Origin of the sequence: Qipengyuania sp. SS22 (assembly GCF_025736935.1) — a bacterium.
Lineage (GTDB): Bacteria > Pseudomonadota > Alphaproteobacteria > Sphingomonadales > Sphingomonadaceae > Qipengyuania.
The window spans coordinates 1,461,041-1,482,415 of the sequence record NZ_CP107048.1 but is presented as its reverse complement, the minus strand read 5'-3'; the positions used below and the strand labels follow the sequence as shown (position 1 = coordinate 1,482,415).

Genomic DNA, 21,375 nt, shown 5'->3' with positions numbered 1-21,375 from the left:
CGTTTTTCACACCCCCCGAGGAGTTCCATGACCGATTATGTGACGCGCGCCGGAATCGAAGCCGATCCGCAGCTTGCCGCTTTCATCGATACCGAAGTGCTTGGCCCGCTGGGCCGCGACGCCGATGCCTTCTGGCAGGGCTTCACCGATCTGCTGGGCAGGTTCGCGCCGCGCAATGCCGCGCTGTTGTCCAAGCGCGCCGACCTGCAAACCAAGATCGACGCATGGCATGTCGAGCGCGCCGGCCAGCCGCGTGATGCCGCCGCCTATCGCAGCTTCCTCGATGAGATCGGCTACCTCGTCCCCGAACCCGGCGATTTCACCATCGGGACCGAGAATGTCGATCCCGAAATCGCCACCATGGCCGGCCCGCAGCTGGTGGTGCCGATCCTCAATGCCCGCTTCCTGCTCAACGCCGCCAACGCGCGCTGGGGCAGCCTCTACGACGCTTTCTACGGCACCGATACGCTCGACGCGCCGCCAGCCCAGCCGGGCGGCTATGACGAGCTGCGCGGCGCCGCCGTGGTCGCCGAAGCCAAGCGCTTCATGGACGAGGCGGTGCCCTTGGCGGATGGCAGGAAGTGGGCCGATCTTGCCGATGTGAAAGACAACGGCATCCCGCTGGCCGATCCGGCGCAATGCGTCGGCTGGAACGAGACCTCGTGCTTCTTCCGCCATAACGGCCTGCATATCGAAGTGGTGTTCGATGCCACGCATCCGGTGGGCAGCGGCGATCCCGCAAACATCGCCGATATCGTGCTCGAATCCGCGCTGACCACGATTGCCGATTGCGAGGATTCGGTGGCGGCGGTCGATGCCGAGGACAAGCTGCTTGCCTATCGCAACTGGCTCGGCGTGATCCGCGGCGACCTGCAGGAAAGTTTCGAGAAGGGCGGCCAGACGCTCACCCGCAAGCTGGCGGGGGACAAGAGCTTCGCGGACGCGGACGGAACCGCGCATACGCTGCCCGGACGCAGCCTGATGTTCGTGCGCAATGTCGGCCATCTGATGACCAATCCGGCGATGCGCTGGGACGGACAGGAAATCCCCGAGGGTATCCTCGATGCAGTGGTCACTTCGGCCATCGGCGCGCAGGATGTCGCGGGGCTGGGCCAATATGGCAATTCGCGCTGCGGCTCGATCTATATCGTTAAGCCCAAGATGCACGGGCCTGAAGAATGCGCCTTTACCAACGATCTGTTCGATGCGGTCGAAGACCTGCTCGGCCTGCCGCGCCACACGATCAAGGTCGGGGTGATGGACGAGGAACGCCGCACTTCGGCCAATCTCGCCGCCTGCATCCATGCGGTGAAGGACCGTATCGTCTTCATCAACACCGGCTTCCTCGACCGCACGGGCGACGAGATCCACACCTCGATGCGTGCCGGTCCGATGATGCGCAAGGGCGAGATGAAGAACTCCGCCTGGCTCAAGGCTTACGAGGCGCGCAATGTCGGGATCGGCCTCGCGCATGGCCTGTCGGGCCGCGCGCAGATCGGCAAGGGCATGTGGGCAGCGCCCGATTTGATGGGGCAGATGATGATCGACAAGATCGGCCATCTTCGCGCCGGCGCCAACACCGCGTGGGTGCCGAGCCCGACCGCAGCGACGCTCCACGCGATCCATTATCACCGCGAGGACGTGTTCGAGATCCAGAAGGGCCTGCCCGATGCGGCCAAGCTCGACGAATTGCTCACCATCCCGCTGGCGCAAGGCACCAATTGGTCCGACGATGACATCCGCGAGGAACTCGACAACAATTGTCAGGGCCTGCTGGGCTATGTGGTCCGCTGGATCGATGCGGGTGTCGGTTGCTCCAAAGTCCCCGACATCAACGACGTCGGGCTGATGGAAGACCGCGCGACCTTGCGCATTTCCAGCCAGCACATCGCCAACTGGCTGCTCCACGGCGTGATCGGCGAAGACCAGGTGATGGATAGCCTGCGCCGCATGGCCGCCAAGGTGGACGAGCAGAACGCGGGCGATCCCTTCTACCAGCCGCTGCTGGAGAACGAGGACGGCGCCGCCTTCAGCGCGGCGAAGGACCTGATCTTCAAGGGTGTCGAACAACCCAGCGGCTATACCGAACCGCTGCTGCATGCGTGGCGCCAGAAGAAGAAGGCGCAGGGCTGATCGGGACAGGCTTGGCGAGGCGAGGCGCTGCCCCAATTGGGCAGGCTCCGCGCCTCGCTGGACCCGATTGCGACCCTTAGGTCAGCGCGCGTGCCAACTGCGTAAACTCGTCCACCGTCAGCGTCTCGGCGCGGCGCTGCGAATCGATGCCCAGCTGCTCCAAGGCTGCGACCGCGCCTGGGACGCCCTTGAGGCTCTGGCGAAGCATCTTGCGGCGCTGGCCAAAGGCGGCTTCGGTGAGGCGTTCGAGCATCCGCGCGGAAACGCCTTCGGGCATGGTGCCCGGTTCGACGTGGACGATCGCGCTCATCACCTTGGGCGGCGGGGTAAACGCGCTGCGGTGGACCTTCATCGCCAGCTTCGCCTGCGCGCGCCACTGGGCGAGGACCGCGAGCCGGCCATAAGCCGAGGTGCCGGGCCGCGCGGCGATCCGCTGCGCGACCTCCTGCTGGAACATCAGCGTCAGGCTGGTCCATGCGGGCGGCCACGCCTCGCCGCCGAGCCAGCGGACGAACAGCGCGGTGCCGACATTATAGGGCAGGTTCGATAATACGGCGAAGGGCTCGCCGCCCATCAGTTCGCCATGGTCGAGCTTGAGCGCGTCGCCCTGGATCACGCGCAATCGGCCGGGAAAGGCATCCTCCAGCTCGACCAGCGCGGGCAGGCAGCGCGGGTCCATTTCAACCGCGGTAACCCGCGCCCCGGCGCGCAGCAGCGCGCGCGTCAGCCCGCCCGGACCGGGGCCGACCTCGAGGACGGGCCGATCGGTCAGATCGCCGGGGAGCGCGGCGATCCGGTCGAGCAAATGCTCGTCGAACAGGAAATTCTGGCCCAGCGCCTTCGATGCGCTGAGGCCGTGGCGGGCGATGACTTCGCGCAAGGGTGGGAGGTCGGGTGAGGGCACGGGTGTCCTATACAGTCATTGCGCGCGAAGCGAAGCGATCCGGTTCAGGTTTCAGCCGTGGCTAAACCCGGGCGCGCCGTGCGGCCATGTCGCCGGCCATTTTCAGTGCTGCGATCATCGCGCCGGGATCGGCGAGGCGCTGTCCGGCGATATCGAAGGCGGTGCCGTGATCGGGGCTGGTGCGCACCAGCGGCAGGCCGAGCGTCACATTGACGCCTTCGTCGAAATCGAGCGCCTTGAGCGGAACCAGTGCCTGGTCGTGATACATCGCCAGCGCAGCATCGTAGGTTGTGCGCGCGCGCGGTGTGAACAGTGCGTCTGCGGGGTGGGGCCCGCTGACCGACAGGCCTGCCGCGCGCAGCGCCGCGATGGCGGGTTCGATGATCCGCACTTCCTCGTCGCCGAAACGGCCGTCTTCGCCTGCATGCGGATTGAGCCCGCAAACCGCCAGCCGCGGCTCGGCAATCCCGAAATCGCGGCGCAGCGCGGCGTGGACGATGCGCGCGCGGTGTTCGATCAGGTCCTGCGTCAGCAGCGACGCAACCTCGGCCAGCGCGCAATGCACGGTCAGCGGAACCGCGCGCAGGCTGGGTCCGGCGAGCATCATTACCGCGTCGTCGGGGTCCAGCTCGCAGGCGGCGGCGAGGAATTCGGTCTGGCCGGGAAAATCGAACCCGACCTTGGCCAGTTCGCCCTTGGCGATGGGAGCGGTGACGACCGCGCCCGCGCGCCCATCCCGCGCCAGCGCGGTCGCTTCGACCAGCGAATGCAGCGCCAGCCGCGCGCCATCGGCATCGGGGGCGCCGGGGCGGTACTCGCCATCCTCGCTACCCAGGACCGGCAATGCGCGGGCAAAGGCCGCCGCAGCGTCCGCCGGTTCGGCAATCCGTTCGACGGTCAGTTCAAGCCCGCGCGCCTGTGCCGCAGCTTCGAGCACGCGCGCGCCGCCGACCACGAAAAAGGGCGCGAGCCCCTTCTCGGAACGTCGCGCCCAGCTTTCGGCAATGATTTCGGGCCCGATCCCCGCCGGATCGCCAAGGGATACGGCGAGGGGAGCCACGGCCTGCGTCAGTTATACTCGATGAAGGCGTCGTTGCGCAGGTCGCGCAGGTAACGCTGTGCGCGCTTTTCGACGCGTTCGTCTTCAAGCTCGCCCATGATCTGGTCGAAGTTCGGACCCGCGGCCACCTGCGGATCGTCGCGGCCGCACAGCATCAGTACGCGCACGCCTTCTTCGAACGAGCCGAACGGCGGGGTCGACTGGCCGACCTGCAGCTGGAGAACGATGTTCTGCAGTGCCTCGGGCAGCGAACGCACGCGGATCTGGTCGTTGGTGACCACATTCGCGCCCAACTGGGCCGCGGCATTTTCGGCATCGCCGCATCCGCGGATGCCCTGCACACCTTCGGTAAAGGCAGCCACGCGCTGCTGCGCGGCGGCCTGCGAGGTGCCGGGATCGAAGGAGATCTGGATCTGCTTGAGGCTCAGCATTGCGTCGCGCGGATCGGCCATCAGCACCTGTCGCTTGTCGATCAGGTAGAGGACCGAGAAGCCGCCGGGAATGCGGATCGGGCCGACCAGCTGGCCGGGGCTCATTTCCGCGGCAACCGCTTCAAGCTGCGCGTTCTGCAGCTGCGCAAGCTGGATCCAGCCGAGATCGCCGCCGACCGCTGCGGTCGAGGCTTCGGAGAACTGGCGCGCATAGGCGACGAAGCTGCCACCTTGGCGCAGCTGCTCGACGATCTTGTTGGCATTGTCCTCGACCGCGGCTTCGGTCTCGGGCGTCGCCGAGAGGTAAATCTCGCCAAGGCGGTATTCCTCGGTCCCGCGCGAAGCTTCAAGCCGTTCGATCAGCTCGTTGACTTCCTCGCTCGAGACATTGACGAAGGGCGCGATATTACGGCGCAGCAGCGCGTTCCACGCCAGTTCGCCGGTAATCTGCCGCTTGAGCGCCTGGGGTGCGGAGCCGATCGAGGCGAGATACTCGTCCATCTTGCCCGGTTCCTGGCTGAAGTTCTGCGCTGCCACACGGGCATAGGTCTGGTCGACCTCCGCCTGCGAAATATCGAGTTCCTGCGCGATCGCAGCCTGGATCTGCAGCGTTTCGTCGATCAGATTGCGAAGCACCTGCATCCGCACGCGGAGCATCTCTTCCTCGCTGACCGGGCGCTGGTTGGCTGCGAGCAGCAACGCAACACGCTGGTCGATATCGGTTTCGGTGATCACGAAGCCATTGACCACCGCAGTGGCCACGCGGCGGTTGGGATCGCTGTCCTGCAGCATGCTGAGGTCGCTGGGCAGGCCGAGCAGATCGCCTTGCGCCATGGTCTGCTGGGCCTGGCCCGCAATGGGCGCAGCGGCGAGACCGGTTGCGGCGGCGATCGAAAGCAGTCGGGAAATCATCTTTGCAGTCACGTGTCGAACCTGTTTTGCGGCATCGTCTCGATACCCGAATATGCCGCCTGCCCTGGCGGGCTGCGGCTTAACCAAAGCTGATAATCGCGCGCCGGATAGCGCGTTTGGTCCAAGCTGCCAATTGCACAGCCTAGCGGAAGCCCAGATTTCTCAGGCTGAAATAGAATTGGAAGGTATCGCCGCGCTCGGCATCGCCCGAAGTGATGTAGTCGCGCCGCCAGGTCACGCCCAGTTCGAGGCAATCGTCCTGATAGGCAATGCCGAGGCGCGTGCGGATCGGATCGAAGCCATCGGAGGACAGCGTCGGGTCCTCTTCACGATTGGTCAGGTTGAATACGCCCGACCCGAACACCGACCAGTAATTGGCGAAAGCCACGCGCACCGCGCCGCGCAATTCCTCGCGATCCTGCAAATCCTCGACCTGCGTGATGTCGCGGTCGAGCCGCACGTAGCCGATCTCGGCATAGGTGCGGCGCGACCCGACGGTGGCGTCGATCTCGTTCCGGCGGATCGCCAGATTGTCCTTGTCCAGACGGAAGCGATGGGTGAACTTCAGGAAGTCCTTGTACCGAACCTCGGTCCGGCCGACGAAATCGGAAAACCGCTCGGACAGGCCGGTCCCCACCGGCAGGATGTCGCGGTCGCTGTCGAGACGGTAGGATTGCCCGACATTGGTCTTCAGTTCCCAGTCGGGGATGCGCAGCGCCCAGTCGAAACCATAGGTGACCCGCGCACCGTCCTCGACCCGATCGTAGCCGGGGAAGCGGTTGAGCGCGAAAAGATTGGAATCCTCCAGATCGATCGCGCGCGCATCCTCGTTGGGGATGGCGAGGTTCTTGATCGGAGGGGTGGCGACGAATTGCACGCGCGGGGTAAACACCTGCGTCCCGCCGAAAGCCTCGCCGACAAAGGGCCATTGCACGTCGAGCGCGCCCAGCGCCACGCCGCGATATTCCCAGCCGAGATTGCCGCGATAGCTGGCGGTGCTGGTGAGGTAGTTCTCGTCCGAATGATAGACATCGCCGCGCAGCATGCCGGTCAGCGTGACCACCTGGCCCAGCCCGGTGACGCGCCGCAAATCCCATTGCGCGCGGGCAAGGGCGCGCTGCGTGTCCTGCCCCATGTCGCGAGTAATCGCGAGCGTATTGGCCTGCAGTTCGAGCTGCCCGCCGAGAATCTGGTCCTCGGGGCGCCAGCGCGCGTCGAGCACGGGCAGCGCCAGCGGCACCTCGCCCTGCGGCTGGTCGAGCCGCAGCGTCTGCGTGGCCCAGCCGGCGAGCGAGAAATAGGTGTTCTTGCCGACCCGCTCGAGCTCGACCGTCGAGCGTAGCCGGTCGTCGCGGCTGAGGTCGTAGCGGCGCAGGAAGGTGCGGTCGGTCGTGCGGCGGATCGATCCGGTCACGCTCCAGTCGGGCGCGATCTGGAATTTGCCGTTGGCGAAGATATAGCCGCGAAATTCCTCGGCGCTGTTCGAAACGCCGGTAAGCGTGGAGATGCGCTGCGAATGGGTGGCGTAGCCGGTTATCTGATAGGCGCCGCTGTCGGTAAGGTGGCGCCATTGCCCCGCTACCATTGGCGCCGCATCGGTATAGATATGCGTGGTGAGCGTGAGATCGCGATTGTCGGCAAAACGCAGGTAATAGCTACCCGATACCTCGACGCCATTGCTCTCGGAGAAACGCAGGTCGGGGACGAGAAAGCCCGAAACCGCGCCGCCATCGGTACGGATGGTCAGCCCCGGCAACGGCAGGATGCGCGCGCCGAACAGTTCGAGAAAGGCGCCCGAAAATTCGATCCGGCGATCGTCGGGATTATACACCACTCGCTGAGCGGTGATCCGCCAGCTGGGATCACGCGGGCAACCGGCAGGCGTAACGACCGAGCATCCGCTATAGGCAGCGTCCTCGAGCGAGACCGTGCCATCGCTTTCGCGCATGCCGCGATTGGCGGCGAGACGGCCACCCTGCCGCAGCGCGAGCAGGAGGTTCTCCATCGCGCCGGCTTCAAACTCGTCGGTCAGTTCGATGCGTTCGGAAAACAGCTGGTTGCCGTTCTCGTCGACGAAGCGCACGCGCCCGCTGGCAGTGATCACTCCGGTCTGCTGGTTCCAGGTCACCGAATCGGCGCGGAGCGAGCGGTCGCCGCTGCGCAGCACAACATTGCCGCTGGCGGTGACCTGCTGGCTGTCGGCGCCATATTCGATAATATCGGATTCGAACGCGATCTCGCGATTGCCTGCGGCGTTCACACCATCGTCGCCGGTCGGTGCAGGCGGAGCGTCGAGCCCGACATTGGGATCCGGCACGGTCAGCAGCGCATCGGCATCCTCGGCCGTATCGACAGTCGGCTGGGCGGGCAGCGCCGTGCCGGGCTCGCCTTGCGGATCGACCACCGTGCCCACGGTGTCGGCAGCATCCTGCGCGGCAAGCGGGGTGGCCGCCAGCAGCACCAGCGCGGTTGCGGTCAAAGTCACGGGTCGGAGGGCCTCCCGGCAGAAGTGCGGGGCTGGCTCGGCAGGCGGGAGCATGGCTTGCCTATCGCACCGGCCACGCCTAATCGCAATCGCCATCCTTGCAGGACGCGCGCGGGCCGCGCCGTCCCGACCAGAAAAGATTCCGGAGATCGCATGCAAATTCAGTTCAGCCAGTCCCGTCCGCAGGATGTGCGCCTTGTTGCGCAAGTCACCGACAAGGGCAAGGTTCCCGCCGGCCTCGAAAAATCGCTGGTCGAAGGCATGGCCTCTGCGCGCTTCAAGGGCACTGCTGGGCAGGTCTTCGAAGGCTTCGTCGAACGCGATGGTCAGGTGCTGCAACTGGCGCTGGCGGGTGCCGGTGACCGGAACGACGAAGCACGCCTCGCCAATCTCGAGAAGGCCGGCGCGGCGCTGGCAGCGAAATACCAGGCGAGCGGTGCGGTGGAACTGGTGCTGGACCTGACCGACAGCGGGCTGTCGGGTGACGAGGCCGCGTGCGTCCTGCTCGGCCTGCGGCTGCGCAACTGGCGCTACGATATCTACCGCACCAAGCTGAAGGACGAGCAGAAGATCACGCTCGGCAAAATTATCGTGGTTGGCGCGCCCGAGGGCGCCAAGGCGGCCTGGGACGACATGGCGCATGTCGCGACCGGCGTCGAATTCACCCGCGAACTCATCACCGAACCGGCCAATATCCTCTACCCCGAAAGCTTCGTGACGCGGTGCCAGAATCGCTTCGCCGGGACCGGCGTGGAACTGGTCGTGCTCGATGAAGCCGAAATGGAACGGCTCGGCATGGGCTCGCTGCTCGGCGTCGGTCTGGGTTCCGAACGCGAATCGCGCATCCTCGCGATCCGCTGGAACGGCGGCGCGGCGGATGCGGCACCGACGGCCTTTGTCGGCAAGGGCGTGACCTTCGATACCGGCGGCATCTCGATCAAGCCGGGACCGGGCATGGAAGACATGAAATGGGACATGGGCGGCGCCGGTGCGGTCGCCGGGGCAATGCTCACGCTCGCCAGCCGCAAGGCCAAGGTCAATGTCGTCGGCGTGATGGGCCTCGTCGAGAACATGCCCGACGGCAAGGCGCAGCGTCCGGGCGACGTGGTCACCAGCATGAGCGGTCAGACCATCGAAGTGCTCAACACCGATGCCGAAGGACGGCTGGTGCTGGCCGATGCACTGCACTGGACGCAGGAAGAGTTCCAGCCCGCGCGGATCATCGATTTCGCCACGCTGACCGGCGCGATCATCGTTGCGCTGGGTAACGAATTCGCCGGCGTCTTTTCCAATGACGACCAGCTTGCGCAGGACCTCCACGCCGCGGGCGAAAGCACGGGCGACCGCAACTGGCGGATGCCGATCGGCCCCGCATACGACAAGCTGATCAATTCGCCGATCGCCGACATGAAGAACATCGGCGGCAAGGGCGCAGGTTCGATCACCGCAGCACAGTTCCTCCAGCGCTTCATCGTCAACGGTACGCCGTGGGCGCATGTCGATGTTGCGGGAATGGTCTGGTCGGACAAACCCGGCCGCACCTGGGGCAAGGGCGCAACCGGCTATGGCGTACGCCTGATCGATCGCTTCGTCCGCGACACGCTGGAGGGCTGACGGCAGTCGTGGCCAAGGGCAAGGGCAGTGGCAAGATGCGGCGGATGGGCGATCTGCCCAGCAAGACCTGCCTGACCTGCGGCTTCGATTTCACCTGGCGCAAGAAATGGGCGCGTGACTGGGACGGGGTGAAATACTGCTCGGACAAATGCCGCCGGAACAAGCCGGCGGCAGGCAGCGAAGCGGCAGGCCAGGAATGACCGCCACCCGCGTCGATTTCTACCAGCTCAGCCGCGATCCGGTCGATGTCACCACCGCCAAGCTGGCGCGCAAGGTGTTGCAGGCGGGCGAGCGCCTGTTGGTAGTAAGCGGCGACGAGGCGCAGCGTGGCCAGCTCGGCAAGCTGCTTTGGGAGCAGGGCGGGGGGACTTTCCTCGCCAATGGCATGGCCGGCGGACCGCATGAGGCACACCAGCCGATCCTGCTGTCGGCGGATTGCGCCGCACCCAATGATGCGCGCATGGCGCTGATCGCCGATGGCCAGTGGCGCGACGACGCGCTGGGGTTCGACCGCGTGCTGCTCTTGTTCGACGGCACGCAGCGCGATGCCGCTGCCGAACTGTGGCGGCGCTTCGCGCAAGACGATCAGATCGACAACCGCATCAACAAGCAGGACGAAAACGGTGCCTGGCGCGAAGGGCGCTGACGGAACCCTTCGGCGCTTCGTGGGTCGATTGGGTATGACCCGCAGCCCGCATGCCGCCCGCCTTGCCGCTTTCAGTGCTGCCGCGCTCGCGCTAGGCGGTTGTGGCGGCGATGCGGATGACCCCGAGGGCGCGTCGGCGGGTGACGGCGCCCAGCCGCGCGGCTCCTACGATATCGATGCCCGGACCGGTGAAACCAGCGCGCGCCATACCGATGGCGATGGCACCACCACGACGATGCGCTCGGGCGAAAAGGTGCCGGTCGCGCTTCCCGCAGGCTTTGCAGTCTATCCCGGCGCCAGCGTCACCAACAACACGCGGGTGGAACAGGCCGATGGGCTGCTGGTGCTGCTTAATCTGGAAAGCGATGCCACGCCGCAGGAAATGGTGTCCTATTACCGCACGCAGGCCGAAGCAGTGGGGATCGATGTGGCCACCTCGCTGGAAAGCGGCCCGGTAACGATGATCGGCGGCGAGGGCGCAGATGGGACCAGTTTTTCCTTCACCGCCACGCGTCAGGACGAGGTCACCGAAGCCCAGCTGTCGATCGGGCACGGCCTCGAATGAATCTTGCCCGTGCGGGCGCGCGGCGCTAGGGGCGCGCGCGAGACCTCCTCTCCCCGTATAAAAATCCACGCAAGGAAATCACCATGGCGGTTACCCGCACCTTTTCGATCATCAAGCCCGATGCCACCCGCCGCAACCTGACCGGTGCAGTCACCAAGATGCTGGAAGAAGCCGGCCTGCGCGTCGTCGCTTCGAAGCGCATCCAGATGACCCGCGAACAGGCCGAAGGCTTTTACGCGGTCCACAAGGAACGCCCCTTCTTCGGTGAACTGGTCGATTTCATGATCTCGGGCCCGGTCGTCGTGCAGGTGCTCGAAGGCGAAGACGCCGTGAAGCGCAACCGCGACGTGATGGGCGCGACCAACCCGGCCGATGCCGACGAAGGCACGATCCGCAAGACCTATGCGGAATCGATCGAAGCCAATTCGGTCCACGGTTCGGACAGCGACGAAAATGCCAAGATCGAAATCGACTTCTTCTTCGACGAAGCCGAGCTCGTAGGCTGAATTCCTGCCTTAAGCGGTTAATTCCGCGGGCATAACTTTTGATAGTTGAAGCGGGGGCAATCCGTTATAGGATTGTCCCCGTTATGCTGCACTTCCTGTTCAAGAAACGCCTCAACCGCAAGGCTCGGGCGAATGCCGTATGCGATGTGATCGCCGGGCTGAATTCGCTCGACTACGAGGCTGTTTCGCGGGTTCTGGCCCCGGATGCGGTGCTGGTCGATGGCAATGGATTGAAGCTGCAAGGCCTTCCCGCGATCATCGATGCCGACCGCGCTTTTCGCGAACAGGCCGACCGTCCGCAGATCCAGGTCGATACGCTTGACCATTCGGGCGACGAAGTGCTGGTGCGCGGCCATATCGACAGCTCGATGCCCGAAATCGACGGGCCGGTGATGTGGCGGATATATTTCGACGGAGCGCAGATTACGCGGGTCGAGATTACGCGGCCGCCTGACCGCATGACCGGACCGCTGTTCGCTGCCCAGCGCCAGGGACGCCGCGCCAGCTAAGCTGCTTCAACTCGCCGCGAACTGGGCGAGCTGGGTCTTGTGCGCAGTATGGCTGCCGTGTTCCGCGCGGCTTTGTTCGCGGTGCATCGCGGCCAGCGCAGCATCGGTCAGCGGCAGGTCGAGCGCGGCATAGGTCTGGGCAATCTCGCCCGGCCAATCGGCATTGAGTCGCTCGAAATCGACCCATGCGACCGCGCCCTGAAAATCCGCCAGCGCGGTCTCCAGCCGTTGTTCGCGCAGCCGCAGCTTGCGCTGCCATTCGCGCTCGATCCGCGCTAGATCGCCATGGTCGGACTGGACTGCCATCTGGCTGGCGACGAGCGACACAGAGCTGTCGAGCACCTCCGCGCTGTCGCGCCGGGTCACCACCAGCCGCGCCTCGGGGAATTGCGCCAGCAGCGCGGGCAGGTCTTCCGAAAATTGCGGACATTTGAGCACGCGCGGCTGGTCCGCATCGTCCATCGTCGCCGCGTCCATCCGCAGGATACGCGCGAACTCGGCATAGACGGGCGCGGGGTCGCGCGCTTCGCTCCAGCCGACGAAGCGGGGAATATGCCACTGTGCTTCGAACGTCGCGGGTGACAGCGCGCCCGCCAGCCAGCCGATTTCTTCGTCGATCCGCGTTGCGCCGAAGGGGTGCAGCGCGTCGAGCCATGGATTGATGCGGCGCGCGATCGCCAAGGCCGCACCGGCCTTGAGAGGGCGCCAGTCGGGAGTGACCGGCACCGGGTTATGGCTGTTACAGAACCGCGTGCCCGCATGCCGCGGATCGGCCGCCAGCAGGCGGTGCATCCGGGTGGTGCCCGCGCGCATCTGGCCGACCACGATGATCGGCGGCGCGATGGGCGTCTGCGCCAACTGCGGGGCTTCGCGCCAGACGCGCCCCAGCGCGTGGCGCTTGCGGATGGCCGAGGTCAGCTGGCCATAGGCCATCGCATGACCCATCGCATTGAGCGCGGCGTCCTCGCGCAGGCTGGCACACAACTGGTCCAGCCGCGCGCGGAAATCCTCGACCTCTGCAGCGCTGCGCAGCGACGTTTCGTCTTGCGGATCGAACCCGCGGCTGCCGACCTCCCACAGGAAGTCCGGTTCCAGCGGCGGTTTGGGGGTCAGGCCCTTGTCCCACAGCGCCTGCACCGCGCGCCCGGCCCAATCGGCTGCTTTCGCGCGGGCCAGCGGATGCGGGCGGGGCGGGATGCCCACCGCAGCTAAAACTCGTCCGCCGCGTCGATCAGGCGGGTGGCGCCTTTCGGCGCGACCGCCCGCCAACTGCGCTGCAACCAGTCGGCGACAGTGTCCCAATCGACTCCCGGACGGTTGAGGATCACGCCGATCCACCCGCTCGCGCCGTAATAGGCGGGCTTGTGATAGGCCTGCGGCTGCGCCTCGACCAAGTTCTCCAGCTCATCCAGCCCCGAGCATTTGACCAGCAGCGAGATATGCGGCGTGCCGTGATGCTGGTCGGAGAAATAGGCGAAGAACTTGCCCGATTTCTCCGTCCCCACGCGGAAACCCGGCGCGCCATGGCTCTCGCGCTCATGCGTTTGCGGCAGCGCCAGCGCGCGTTCGCGCACGCGCTCGAGCAGCCATTGCGGATCATTCCCGCGCGAAACGTACTCGCTGAGGACTTGAGGATAGAGCTGGTGTTCGGCCACACGCACGCGGTTGGCGAGCTTCTCGGGCGTATCGCCCGGCCAGATCGCGACCGCCAGCTGTCCAAGCAACTCGCCGGCATCGAGCTCGTCACTCACCAGATGGACGCTCGCCCCGGCGTGACTATCGCCTGCCGCGATGGCCTTGGCATGCGTGTCGAGCCCGGGATATCTGGGCAGCAGCGAGGGATGGATGTTGAGCATGCGCCCCTCCCACCGCGCGACGAAGCCGGGCGTCAGGATTCGCATATATCCAGCCAGCACGATATAGTCGGCCCCGGCATCGCGCGCCGCCTGTTCCATCGCCGCGTCATGGTCGTCGCGTGCCATGCCCCGGTGTGAAAGCGCAAACGTTGCCACGCTCTCGGCTGCGGCCAGTTGCAGCCCCTCGGCCTGCGGATCGTTGGCCGCGACCAGCACAATCTCGTAGGCAGCGTGGGGCAGGCGGCTGGCATAGAGCAGCGCGGCCATATTGGTGCCCTTGCCGGACACGAAGACCGCGACCTTGGTCGCGTCAGGCATTATGCGTCGCCGACCATTCCTCGCGCGCGGCCCAGGTTCCGGCCGATCCGCGCACGGTGCAGCCCTTGTCGCCCGCCTCGATCCGGCCCACCGCGAGCACCGTCTCGCCCGCATCTTCCAGCCGGCTGCGGACCAGTTCGGCATTGGCGGGCTCGACCGCCAGCACCATGCCGACGCCGCAATTGAAGGTCCGCGCCATTTCGGCGGGCTCGATATTGCCCTGCGCCTGTAGGAACGCCATCAGGCCGGGCTGTTCCCACCCATCGGCGTCGACTTCGGCATGCGCGCCATCGGGCAGCACACGCGGGATATTCTCGAGCAGGCCGCCGCCGGTGATATGTGCCAACGCGTCCACCAACCCGTCGCGGACGACCGGCAGCAGGCTCTTCACATAGATTCGCGTCGGTTCGATCAGCGCGTCGATCAGCAGGCGATCGCGGTCGAACATCGCGGGGCGGTCGAGGTTCCAGCATTTGTCGGCAGCCAGTCGGCGGACAAGCGAATAGCCGTTCGAATGGACGCCCGAACTGGCGAGGCCGAGCAGCACATGCCCCGGCGCGACGCGTTCGCCGGTCAATTGCTCGCCGCGTTCGACCGCCCCGACGCAAAAGCCCGCCAGATCGTAATCGCCCGCGGCATACATGCCCGGCATTTCGGCCGTCTCGCCGCCGATCAGCGCGCAGCCGGCCTGTTTGCAGCCCTCGGCGATGCCCGCGATTACGCGTTCGGCAACGCCGTTCTCCAGCTTGCCGGTGGCGAAATAGTCGAGGAAGAACAGCGGTTCGGCGCCCTGGACGATCAGGTCGTTGACGCACATGGCGACCAGGTCGACGCCCACTGTGTCATGGCGGTCGCTGTCGATTGCCAGCTTGAGCTTGGTGCCCACGCCATCATTGCCCGCCACCAGCAGCGGATCCTTGTAGCCCGCCGCCTTGGGATCGAAAAATCCGCCGAAGCCGCCGATTTCGCCATCGGCGCCCGGGCGCAGCGTCGCCTTCACCAGCGGACCGATCGCCTTGACGAGCGCATTGCCCGCTTCGATCGAAACACCCGCCTGTTCGTAGGTGTAGGAAGGCCTGTTGCTGCGCGGTTCGTCACTCATCCTACCCGCCTTACGCATTCGCGCTTGGATTTCCATAATCCTTTCGGCAAAAGGCGCCCTGTTTTCCCCATGAGCCAAACCATCCCCCTCCAACCCGCCTTGCGCCGCTCTGCCATCCTGGCGTTGGCCCTCGCCGCGCTATGCGCGCTGGGCGCGGCGGTGTGGGCGCAGGTCGGCGGCGAACGCGGGATCGCCCCGGTTGCCTCGAGCAGTGACATCCAGGTCTCGGGGATCGAGGTCGATGTCCGCGCCGACAACGGTTCGGCAGCGCGCGCGCAGGCGTGGGAAGAGGCGCAGCGCAAAGCGTGGGAGCGACTCGACGGGCCGCAGTTGAGCGATTCGCAGATCGCGGGCCTCGTGTCCGCCATCGTCATCGAACGCGAGCAGCTGGGACCGAAACGCTATATCGCCACGCTCGGCGTAGTGTTCGATCGCCAGCGTGCCTCGCGCTATCTCGGCTCCGAAGGCGAAGCGCGGCGCTCGGCCCCCATGCTGCTGCTGCCGGTGACGGTCTCTGCGGGCACGCAGTTGGTCTATGAACGGCGCAATCCATGGCAGCGCGCCTGGGCTGAATACCAGGCGGGACAGAGCCGGATCGACTATGTCCGCCCGGCGGGCGCGGGCGGCGATTCGCTGCTGCTGACCTATGGACAGACCGGCCGCCGCAGCCGCACCTGGTGGCGCAATGCGCTCGACCAGTTCGGCGCGGCCGATGTCATCGTGCCGATCGCAAACCTGCGCTACACCTATCCCGGCGGCCCGGTCGAAGGCACCTTCACCGCACGGTTCGGGCCCGACAACGAATATCTCGACGGGTTCGACATGACCGCCGCTTCGCCGGCCGAACTGCCCGCCATGCTCGAACGCGCAGTAGTGCGTTTCGACCGCATTTTCGAACTGGCGCTCGCCGATGGCAAGCTGCGGCCCGATCCCACGCTCGATATCGGCACGCCCGAGCTCGACCCCGCGCTCCAGCGCCTGCTCGAACTGGGCCGGGCGATGCGCGCGCGCGACCAGGCCGCGGCTGCCGCCGCCTCGCAGCCGACCACCGAAAGCGGCGATGCGATCACCGCCGCGCCGATCGAGACCCCGCCGCCCGAAGGATCGGTCGCGCTCTACACCGTACAGGTGGCCACTCCCGATGCCGCCGCCTTCGATGGTGCGGTGTCCGCCGTGCGCGGCACCCCGGGGGTGCGCAGCACGGGCATCCGCAGCACGGCGATCGGCGGAACCTCGGTGATGACGGTGAGCTATGCCGGGTCGATCGCGCAGTTGGCCGAGGCGCTGCGCGCACGCGGCTTTACCGTTCGCCAGGGCAGCAACGCGCTCGCCATCAGTCGCTGAGCCGCGCGCGGTGACGTCGCAGATCGCTCTCCCGTTGATTCCCGCCGGTGCAGGTGAGCCGTCCTCTATCGTGATCGGATCGGGCAACCGCGCGGTTGCCGAAGCGCTTGGCACGCCCGCCAACTGGCCGTTTCGCACCGCGATCCTTCACGGGCCGCCGCGTTCGGGCAAGTCGCTATTCGCGCGCTGGTTCGCGGCGCGTCATTCCGCGGGCGTAATCGACGGCGTTCAGAGGCTTGCCGAAACCGAGATTTTCCACCGCTGGAACCGCGCGCAGGAGGACGGCTTCCCGCTGTTGCTGGTCGTCGATGGCGAGACGTGGGAGATCGGGCTGCCCGACTTGCGCAGCCGCATGGGCGCCGCCCTGCAGCTCGAAATCGGCCCGCCCGACGATGCGCTGGCGACCGACCTCATGCTCTCGCATGCCGGGCAGCGGGGGCTCGTGCTGGGCGAGGGCGCACCTGCCTATCTGGTCCCGCGGATGGAGCGCAGCTACGCGGCGATAGAGAAAATCGTCGCCGAAATCGACCGACTGAGCCTTGAACGGCAGGTTCCGGCAACCCTATCTGTATGGCGTGACGCGTTGGAGGCGGTGCAGGGTCCGGACCAGGGCCGCTTGCTTTAATCGCCACCCGGTGGGAGAATAGTGTCCATGTTCGAACGGCTTGTCGCCTATCTCGACAGCGTGAAGGCACGCGATCCTGCCCCCCGCAGCCGGTGGGAAGTGCTCACCTATCCCGGCGTCTGGGCGGTATTCTACCACCGCGTTGCGCATTGGCTGTTCGAAGCCGAGCTGTTTTTCCTTGCCCGGCTGGTCAATCACTGGAGCCGGATGGTTACCGCGATCGACATCCATCCGGGCGCGTCGATCGGCAAGCATCTGTTTATCGATCACGGCTTTTCGGTGATCGGTGAAACCGCCGAGATCGGCGACAATGTCACCATCTACCAATGTGTCACGCTGGGCGGGACCAATCCGACCAATGGCAAGGGCGGCAAGCGTCACCCGACGATTTCGGACGAGGTGATCATCGGCTCGGGCGCGCAGGTGATCGGTCCGATCACTGTCGGCCGCCGCGCGCGCATCGGCGCCAATGCGGTGGTCACCGACGAAGTGCCCGAGGGCGCCACGATGATCGGTCTCAAGGCGCGCAGCACACTGGTGCCGGCAGAGGAATGGGTGAAGGAATTCATCCCCTATGGCACGCCCTGCGACGATCCATGCGAGCCGCGCCGCGATTGCATCGAGAAGCTCGAGACCGAGATGAGGGCGCTGCGCGCCGAGATCGACGCGCTGCGCGCCCACGCTGAACCTGCCCGCCGCAGCGGTACCGAGGATTGATGAACTTCCTTGGCGACACGGTGGTCGCGTTTCCCGGGCGGCAACCCCAGCAGATCGGCTTTACCCGCGAGGAACTGACCCGCATCCTCGACCTTTACGGGCGGATGGTCGCAGCGGGGCAATGGCGCGATTACGCGATGGATTTCACGCGCGACGCCGCGGTTTTCGCCGCTTTCCGCCGCGCCGCCGAACGCCCGCAGGCCCGGATCGAGAAACGCCCCGCACTGCGCAACAAGCAGGGCATGTGGACTCTGGTCGGCGAACACGGCCAAGTGCTCAAGCGCGGGCACGAACTGCCGGGCGTCATCGCCCCCGTCGAACGACGGTTGCTCAAGGCGATCGACAACTAAGACCCCCGGGTACGAAAAAGGGCCCGTGCCGCAGCACGAGCCCTTCTCTTTAACTTGACCGGAAAGATCAGCCGCGCGCGCTGCCCGGGCCGGTGCCGGTAACCTTCTGCATCGCGGTCAGGATTGCGCCCGACTGCTCGCTGCCCGACTGCGGGGCCTTGAGGTTGGAGAAGTCGCTGATCTTGTCCCAGTTGGCGGCAAAGCCTTCGACCGTGCGGTCTTCGTCCTTCAGCCAGACTGCATCGTTCATGACGGTCCAGGCCGAGTGGAAGCCGCCGGCGCCCGCGCCGACGATGGCATTGGTCGGGGCGTCTTCGCTGACGAGGAACAGCGCGGCCGGAACCACGTTCACCGGATCGAACAGCTTGAAGGCTTCTTCGGGGAAGAGGTCTTCGGTCATGCGCGTGCCCGCCACCGGCGAGATCGTGTTGACCTTGATGTTGTACTTCGCGCCTTCGAGCTGGAGCGTCTTGGTCAGGCCGGCGAGGCCGAGCTTGGCCGCGCCGTAATTGGCCTGGCCGAAATTGCCGAACAGGCCGGTCGAGCTGGCAGTCATCAGGATGCGGCCATAGGCCTGCTCGCGCATGGTTTCCCACACGGCCTTGCTGACGTTGGCCGAGCCGTTGAGGTGCACGTCGACGACGAATTCGAAATCGTCCATCGTCATCTTGGCGAAGGTCTTGTCGCGCAGCACGCCGGCATTGTTGATGACGACATGGACGCCGCCCCATTTCTGCTTGGCGTCGGCGACCATCTTTTCCATCTGGTCGAACTCGGTCACCGAACCGCCGTTCGAAACCGCTTCACCGCCGGCCTTCTCGATTTCCTCGACCACCTGCAGCGCCATGTCCGAATGGCCGGTGCCGTCACGCGAACCGCCGAGGTCGTTGACTACGACCTTGGCACCGCGGCGCCCGAGCTCGAGCGCGTATTCACGGCCCAGACCGCCGCCTGCGCCGGTTACGATGGCTACCTTGTCCTTGAAATCGATGCTCATGGGGCTGCTCCTGCTTTGTCGTTTACGTAAAGGTCAATCGCGGCGCTGGGTGGCACGTTCGCTTCGCACTTGCAACACCGGGTATGGCGGGCCGCCGTTCCGTAGCGGCGGGCCGCTCAGCCCAGCGCAGCCAGCGCCGGAACCAGTTCCGCCAGCGACTCGATCTCCGCATCGGCACCCAGCTCGCCGCGCGGTTTGTCGCAATAACCGTAGCGCGCACCGATTACGGGAACGCGGGCTGCGCGCGCTGCCGCGACGTCATACGAGCTATCGCCGACAAAGGCGAGGCTGCCGCCGCCGCCGCGCCGTTGCGCTTCGAAGATCGGGTCCGGCGCCGGCTTGGCGCGGCCCTTGCCCATGGTATCGCCGCCGATGATCGCAGCGAAGTAGTCGGCGAGATCGAGCGTGGTCAGGATCTGGCGGGCGAAGCTTTCGAACTTGTTGGTCACCACCGCCATCACGATGTCGCGCTCGCGTAGCGCGTCAAGCGTCTCGCGCGCATGCGGATAGGCCTGCGTATGGACCGCGTTGTGTTCCGCATAATAGGCCAGCATCGCCTTGTAGAGCTTGCGGAATTCGTCGTCGGGCAGGCCGCCCTGCTCGTCCACCGCGCGTTGCAGCATTATCTTTGCGCCGCCGCCGATGAGGTCGCTGGCGTGGTCCGCCGGGACCGGCGCGAAGCCGCCGAGGTCCAGCGCATGATTGACTGCCGCGCCAAGATCGCGGTGGGTTTCGAGCAGCGTTCCGTCGAGATCGAAACCGATGATGGAAAAGGGCAGGTCGCTCATGGCAGCGGCGGTGGCGGAAGGTTCTTCAAACTGCAAGCGAATGGTGGCAAGGCACCGCCCATGAACACTTCCCGCGAATTCGCCGCCGTCATCCTTGCTGCAGGCAAGGGAACCCGCATGAAAAGCGACCTGCATAAGGTCCTGCACCCGATCGCCGGGCGGCCGATGTTGCTTCACCTGCTCGACAGCTTTGCCGAGCTCGATCTCAAGCGCACGGTGGTGGTGGTCGGCGACAAGCGCGAGCAACTCGACGCTGCGCTGGAAGGGCGTGACGTTGCCACCGCCTTGCAGGAACCGCAGCTCGGTACTGCCCACGCCGCGCTGCAGGCACGCGAGGCGCTCGAAGGCTTTTCCGGCCATATCCTCGTGTGCTTCGGCGATTGCCCAATGGTGCGCGGCGAGACCGTAAAACGGCTGATCGCGGCGCTCGCCGATGGTGCGAAGGTCGCGGTTCTGGGCTTCCGTCCGACCGATCCGCTCGCCTATGGCCGCATCATCGCCGACGGCGATGGCACGGTTTCCCGCATGGTGGAGTTCAAGGATGCGACCGCGGACGAACGCGCCTGCGACCTGTGCAATTCGGGTCTGATCGTGGCGCATTCGGACGATATGTGGCCGCTGCTCGACGCGGTCGGCAACGACAACTCACAAGGGGAATACTACCTCCCCGATGTCGCCACCGAGGCGATTGCACGCGGCGACACGGTCAAGGTGGTGGAGACCGATGCGGACGAAGTCGCCGGGATCAACAGCCGCGCCGAACTCGCCCAAGCCGAAGCGCAATGGCAGGAGTTGAAGCGCGAGGAAGCGATGACCGATGGCGTCACGCTGACTGCACCCGAAACGGTGTTCTTCAGCTGGGACACTGCGCTCGCGTCCGATGTGACGGTCGAGCCGCATGTCGTGTTCGGCCCCGGCGTCACCGTTGCCAGCGGCGCGCGGATCCGCGCTTTCAGCCATCTCGAGGGCGCGCGCGTGGGCGAGGGGTGTTCGGTCGGTCCCTATGCCCGTCTGCGCCCCGGTGCGGTGATGGAGAAGGACAGCTTCGTCGGCAATTTCGTCGAAATGAAGCAGGCCACGCTGGGCGAAGGCGCCAAGGCCAGCCATCTGACCTATCTCGGCGATGCCGAGGTCGGCGCGGGCGCGAATATTGGCGCGGGCACGATCACCTGCAATTACGATGGCTACTTCAAGCACAAGACCGTGATCGGCGACCGCGCCTTCATCGGTTCGAACAGCGCGTTGATCGCTCCGGTGCGGATCGGGGCGGATGCGATCGTGGCAGCGGGCAGCGCGGTCAGCCGCGATGTCGGCGATGGCGATCTGCGCATGGTCCGCGGCGAGCAGGTGGTCAAACCGGGCTGGGCGGATCGCTTTCACGACGCGATGAAGAAGAAAAAGGCGGCGGCGAAGAAGTGAGAGCGCTGCCAGTTTTCACCCTGTTGCTCGCGTCCTGTGGGGGCGGGACCGCGGAAAACGAGCCTGGACCGGCGCGGGAGCGCGGCAAGCCGGT

21 protein-coding genes are annotated in these 21,375 nt (G+C 65.9%); 12 read left to right on the top strand and 9 right to left on the bottom strand.

The features are described from left to right. The first annotated feature begins 27 nt into the window (after positions 1 to 27). Complete coding sequence (locus N6L26_RS07265) at positions 28 to 2,133, top strand: malate synthase G (protein ID WP_263604951.1); 2,106 nt, start codon at positions 28 to 30, stop codon at positions 2,131 to 2,133. A 76-nt stretch (positions 2,134 to 2,209) separates the two neighbouring features. On the opposite strand, the gene rsmA is transcribed toward N6L26_RS07265, so the two are convergent. From rsmA to N6L26_RS07245, 4 genes are all read right to left on the bottom strand, one after another. Further along, positions 2,210 to 3,037, bottom strand: coding sequence for a 16S rRNA (adenine(1518)-N(6)/adenine(1519)-N(6))-dimethyltransferase RsmA (gene rsmA / locus N6L26_RS07260; protein ID WP_263604950.1), 828 nt, complete (start codon positions 3,035 to 3,037; stop codon positions 2,210 to 2,212). Positions 3,038 to 3,098: 61 nt separating this feature from the next. Next, positions 3,099 to 4,097: a 4-hydroxythreonine-4-phosphate dehydrogenase PdxA gene (gene pdxA, locus N6L26_RS07255; RefSeq protein WP_263604949.1), complete on the bottom strand. Its 999-nt coding sequence runs from the start codon at positions 4,095 to 4,097 to the stop codon at positions 3,099 to 3,101. A gap of 8 nt (positions 4,098 to 4,105) precedes the next feature. Then, on the bottom strand, positions 4,106 to 5,440 hold the full coding sequence (locus N6L26_RS07250; RefSeq protein ID WP_263604948.1) for a peptidylprolyl isomerase: 1,335 nt from the start codon (positions 5,438 to 5,440) through the stop codon (positions 4,106 to 4,108). 142 nt (positions 5,441 to 5,582) lie between these two features. Continuing rightward, complete coding sequence (locus tag N6L26_RS07245) at positions 5,583 to 7,979, bottom strand: LPS-assembly protein LptD (protein WP_263604947.1); 2,397 nt, start codon at positions 7,977 to 7,979, stop codon at positions 5,583 to 5,585. A gap of 99 nt (positions 7,980 to 8,078) precedes the next feature. Between N6L26_RS07245 and N6L26_RS07240 the strand changes: the two genes are divergently transcribed. From N6L26_RS07240 to N6L26_RS07215, 6 genes are all read left to right on the top strand, one after another. Continuing rightward, positions 8,079 to 9,539 carry a leucyl aminopeptidase gene (locus N6L26_RS07240; RefSeq protein ID WP_263604946.1) on the top strand — a complete coding sequence of 487 codons (1,461 nt, stop codon included), beginning with the start codon at positions 8,079 to 8,081 and terminating at the stop codon, positions 9,537 to 9,539. Positions 9,540 to 9,547: 8 nt separating this feature from the next. Continuing rightward, positions 9,548 to 9,739 carry a DUF2256 domain-containing protein gene (locus N6L26_RS07235; RefSeq protein ID WP_412071316.1) on the top strand — a complete coding sequence of 64 codons (192 nt, stop codon included), beginning with the start codon at positions 9,548 to 9,550 and terminating at the stop codon, positions 9,737 to 9,739. After that, entirely contained in the window at positions 9,736 to 10,185 is a 450-nt protein-coding gene (locus N6L26_RS07230) for a DNA polymerase III subunit chi (RefSeq protein ID WP_263604945.1), read from the top strand. Before N6L26_RS07235 ends, N6L26_RS07230 begins: the two co-directional genes overlap by 4 nt. 34 nt (positions 10,186 to 10,219) lie before the next feature. Beyond that, positions 10,220 to 10,750 carry a hypothetical protein gene (locus tag N6L26_RS07225; protein ID WP_263604944.1) on the top strand — a complete coding sequence of 177 codons (531 nt, stop codon included), beginning with the start codon at positions 10,220 to 10,222 and terminating at the stop codon, positions 10,748 to 10,750. Between the two features lie 83 nt (positions 10,751 to 10,833). Continuing rightward, positions 10,834 to 11,256, top strand: a complete 423-nt coding sequence (ndk, locus tag N6L26_RS07220; protein WP_253523298.1) for a nucleoside-diphosphate kinase — start codon at positions 10,834 to 10,836, stop codon at positions 11,254 to 11,256. A gap of 83 nt (positions 11,257 to 11,339) precedes the next feature. Continuing rightward, positions 11,340 to 11,765 carry a nuclear transport factor 2 family protein gene (locus N6L26_RS07215; protein WP_263604943.1) on the top strand — a complete coding sequence of 142 codons (426 nt, stop codon included), beginning with the start codon at positions 11,340 to 11,342 and terminating at the stop codon, positions 11,763 to 11,765. 6 nt (positions 11,766 to 11,771) lie between these two features. Here N6L26_RS07215 and N6L26_RS07210 read toward each other — a convergent pair whose 3' ends face one another. The 3 genes from N6L26_RS07210 to purM are packed head-to-tail and all read right to left on the bottom strand — an operon-like array spanning position 11,772 to position 15,041. Continuing rightward, positions 11,772 to 12,968: a sulfotransferase family protein gene (locus N6L26_RS07210; protein WP_263604942.1), complete on the bottom strand. Its 1,197-nt coding sequence runs from the start codon at positions 12,966 to 12,968 to the stop codon at positions 11,772 to 11,774. A gap of 5 nt (positions 12,969 to 12,973) precedes the next feature. Next, positions 12,974 to 13,939 (bottom strand): phosphoribosylglycinamide formyltransferase, encoded by a 966-nt coding sequence (gene purN, locus N6L26_RS07205; protein ID WP_263604941.1) that lies wholly within the window; start codon positions 13,937 to 13,939, stop codon positions 12,974 to 12,976. Continuing rightward, positions 13,932 to 15,041 carry a phosphoribosylformylglycinamidine cyclo-ligase gene (purM, locus tag N6L26_RS07200; RefSeq protein ID WP_263604940.1) on the bottom strand — a complete coding sequence of 370 codons (1,110 nt, stop codon included), beginning with the start codon at positions 15,039 to 15,041 and terminating at the stop codon, positions 13,932 to 13,934. The genes purN and purM overlap by 8 nt, the downstream gene beginning before the upstream one ends. A 69-nt stretch (positions 15,042 to 15,110) precedes the next feature. Between purM and N6L26_RS07195 the strand changes: the two genes are divergently transcribed. The 4 genes from N6L26_RS07195 to N6L26_RS07180 are packed head-to-tail and all read left to right on the top strand — an operon-like array spanning position 15,111 to position 18,077. Next, positions 15,111 to 16,385, top strand: coding sequence for a heavy-metal-associated domain-containing protein (locus N6L26_RS07195; RefSeq protein ID WP_263604939.1), 1,275 nt, complete (start codon positions 15,111 to 15,113; stop codon positions 16,383 to 16,385). A gap of 10 nt (positions 16,386 to 16,395) precedes the next feature. Beyond that, entirely contained in the window at positions 16,396 to 17,010 is a 615-nt protein-coding gene (locus N6L26_RS07190; RefSeq protein ID WP_263604938.1) for an ATPase, read from the top strand. Between the two features lie 27 nt (positions 17,011 to 17,037). After that, the gene (gene epsC, locus N6L26_RS07185; protein WP_263604937.1) at positions 17,038 to 17,727 is read left to right on the top strand and encodes a serine O-acetyltransferase EpsC; all 690 of its coding nucleotides are present in this window, start codon (positions 17,038 to 17,040) and stop codon (positions 17,725 to 17,727) included. Further along, on the top strand, positions 17,727 to 18,077 hold the full coding sequence (locus tag N6L26_RS07180; protein WP_263604936.1) for a DUF2794 domain-containing protein: 351 nt from the start codon (positions 17,727 to 17,729) through the stop codon (positions 18,075 to 18,077). Before epsC ends, N6L26_RS07180 begins: the two co-directional genes overlap by 1 nt. Before the next feature lie 67 nt (positions 18,078 to 18,144). Here N6L26_RS07180 and N6L26_RS07175 read toward each other — a convergent pair whose 3' ends face one another. After that, complete coding sequence (locus N6L26_RS07175; protein ID WP_263604935.1) at positions 18,145 to 19,074, bottom strand: SDR family NAD(P)-dependent oxidoreductase; 930 nt, start codon at positions 19,072 to 19,074, stop codon at positions 18,145 to 18,147. A gap of 116 nt (positions 19,075 to 19,190) precedes the next feature. Then, complete coding sequence (locus N6L26_RS07170; RefSeq protein WP_263604934.1) at positions 19,191 to 19,862, bottom strand: HAD-IA family hydrolase; 672 nt, start codon at positions 19,860 to 19,862, stop codon at positions 19,191 to 19,193. 60 nt (positions 19,863 to 19,922) lie between these two features. On the opposite strand from N6L26_RS07170, the gene glmU reads away from it, so the two are divergent. Next, a complete protein-coding gene (glmU, locus tag N6L26_RS07165) occupies positions 19,923 to 21,281 on the top strand; it encodes a bifunctional UDP-N-acetylglucosamine diphosphorylase/glucosamine-1-phosphate N-acetyltransferase GlmU (protein WP_263604933.1) in 1,359 nt (452 codons plus the stop codon). Positions 21,282 to 21,375: the final 94 nt, after the last annotated feature.

Bases quoted from the DNA above. Each gene is read 5' to 3' on its own strand.
- N6L26_RS07250 (WP_263604948.1), bottom strand. From the start codon at position 5,440: ATGATTTCCCGACTGCTTTCGATCGCCGCCGCAACCGGTCTCGCCGCT.
- ndk (WP_253523298.1), top strand. From the start codon at position 10,834: ATGGCGGTTACCCGCACCTTTTCGATCATCAAGCCCGATGCCACCCGC.
- glmU (WP_263604933.1), top strand. From the start codon at position 19,923: ATGAACACTTCCCGCGAATTCGCCGCCGTCATCCTTGCTGCAGGCAAG.
- N6L26_RS07245 (WP_263604947.1), bottom strand. From the start codon at position 7,979: ATGCTCCCGCCTGCCGAGCCAGCCCCGCACTTCTGCCGGGAGGCCCTC.
- N6L26_RS07170 (WP_263604934.1), bottom strand. From the start codon at position 19,862: ATGAGCGACCTGCCCTTTTCCATCATCGGTTTCGATCTCGACGGAACG.
- purM (WP_263604940.1), bottom strand. From the start codon at position 15,041: ATGAGTGACGAACCGCGCAGCAACAGGCCTTCCTACACCTACGAACAG.
- N6L26_RS07225 (WP_263604944.1), top strand. From the start codon at position 10,220: ATGACCCGCAGCCCGCATGCCGCCCGCCTTGCCGCTTTCAGTGCTGCC.
- N6L26_RS07175 (WP_263604935.1), bottom strand. From the start codon at position 19,074: ATGAGCATCGATTTCAAGGACAAGGTAGCCATCGTAACCGGCGCAGGC.
- N6L26_RS07195 (WP_263604939.1), top strand. From the start codon at position 15,111: ATGAGCCAAACCATCCCCCTCCAACCCGCCTTGCGCCGCTCTGCCATC.
- N6L26_RS07230 (WP_263604945.1), top strand. From the start codon at position 9,736: ATGACCGCCACCCGCGTCGATTTCTACCAGCTCAGCCGCGATCCGGTC.
- purN (WP_263604941.1), bottom strand. From the start codon at position 13,939: ATGCCTGACGCGACCAAGGTCGCGGTCTTCGTGTCCGGCAAGGGCACC.
- N6L26_RS07215 (WP_263604943.1), top strand. From the start codon at position 11,340: ATGCTGCACTTCCTGTTCAAGAAACGCCTCAACCGCAAGGCTCGGGCG.
- epsC (WP_263604937.1), top strand. From the start codon at position 17,038: ATGTTCGAACGGCTTGTCGCCTATCTCGACAGCGTGAAGGCACGCGAT.
- N6L26_RS07265 (WP_263604951.1), top strand. From the start codon at position 28: ATGACCGATTATGTGACGCGCGCCGGAATCGAAGCCGATCCGCAGCTT.
- N6L26_RS07240 (WP_263604946.1), top strand. From the start codon at position 8,079: ATGCAAATTCAGTTCAGCCAGTCCCGTCCGCAGGATGTGCGCCTTGTT.
- N6L26_RS07180 (WP_263604936.1), top strand. From the start codon at position 17,727: ATGAACTTCCTTGGCGACACGGTGGTCGCGTTTCCCGGGCGGCAACCC.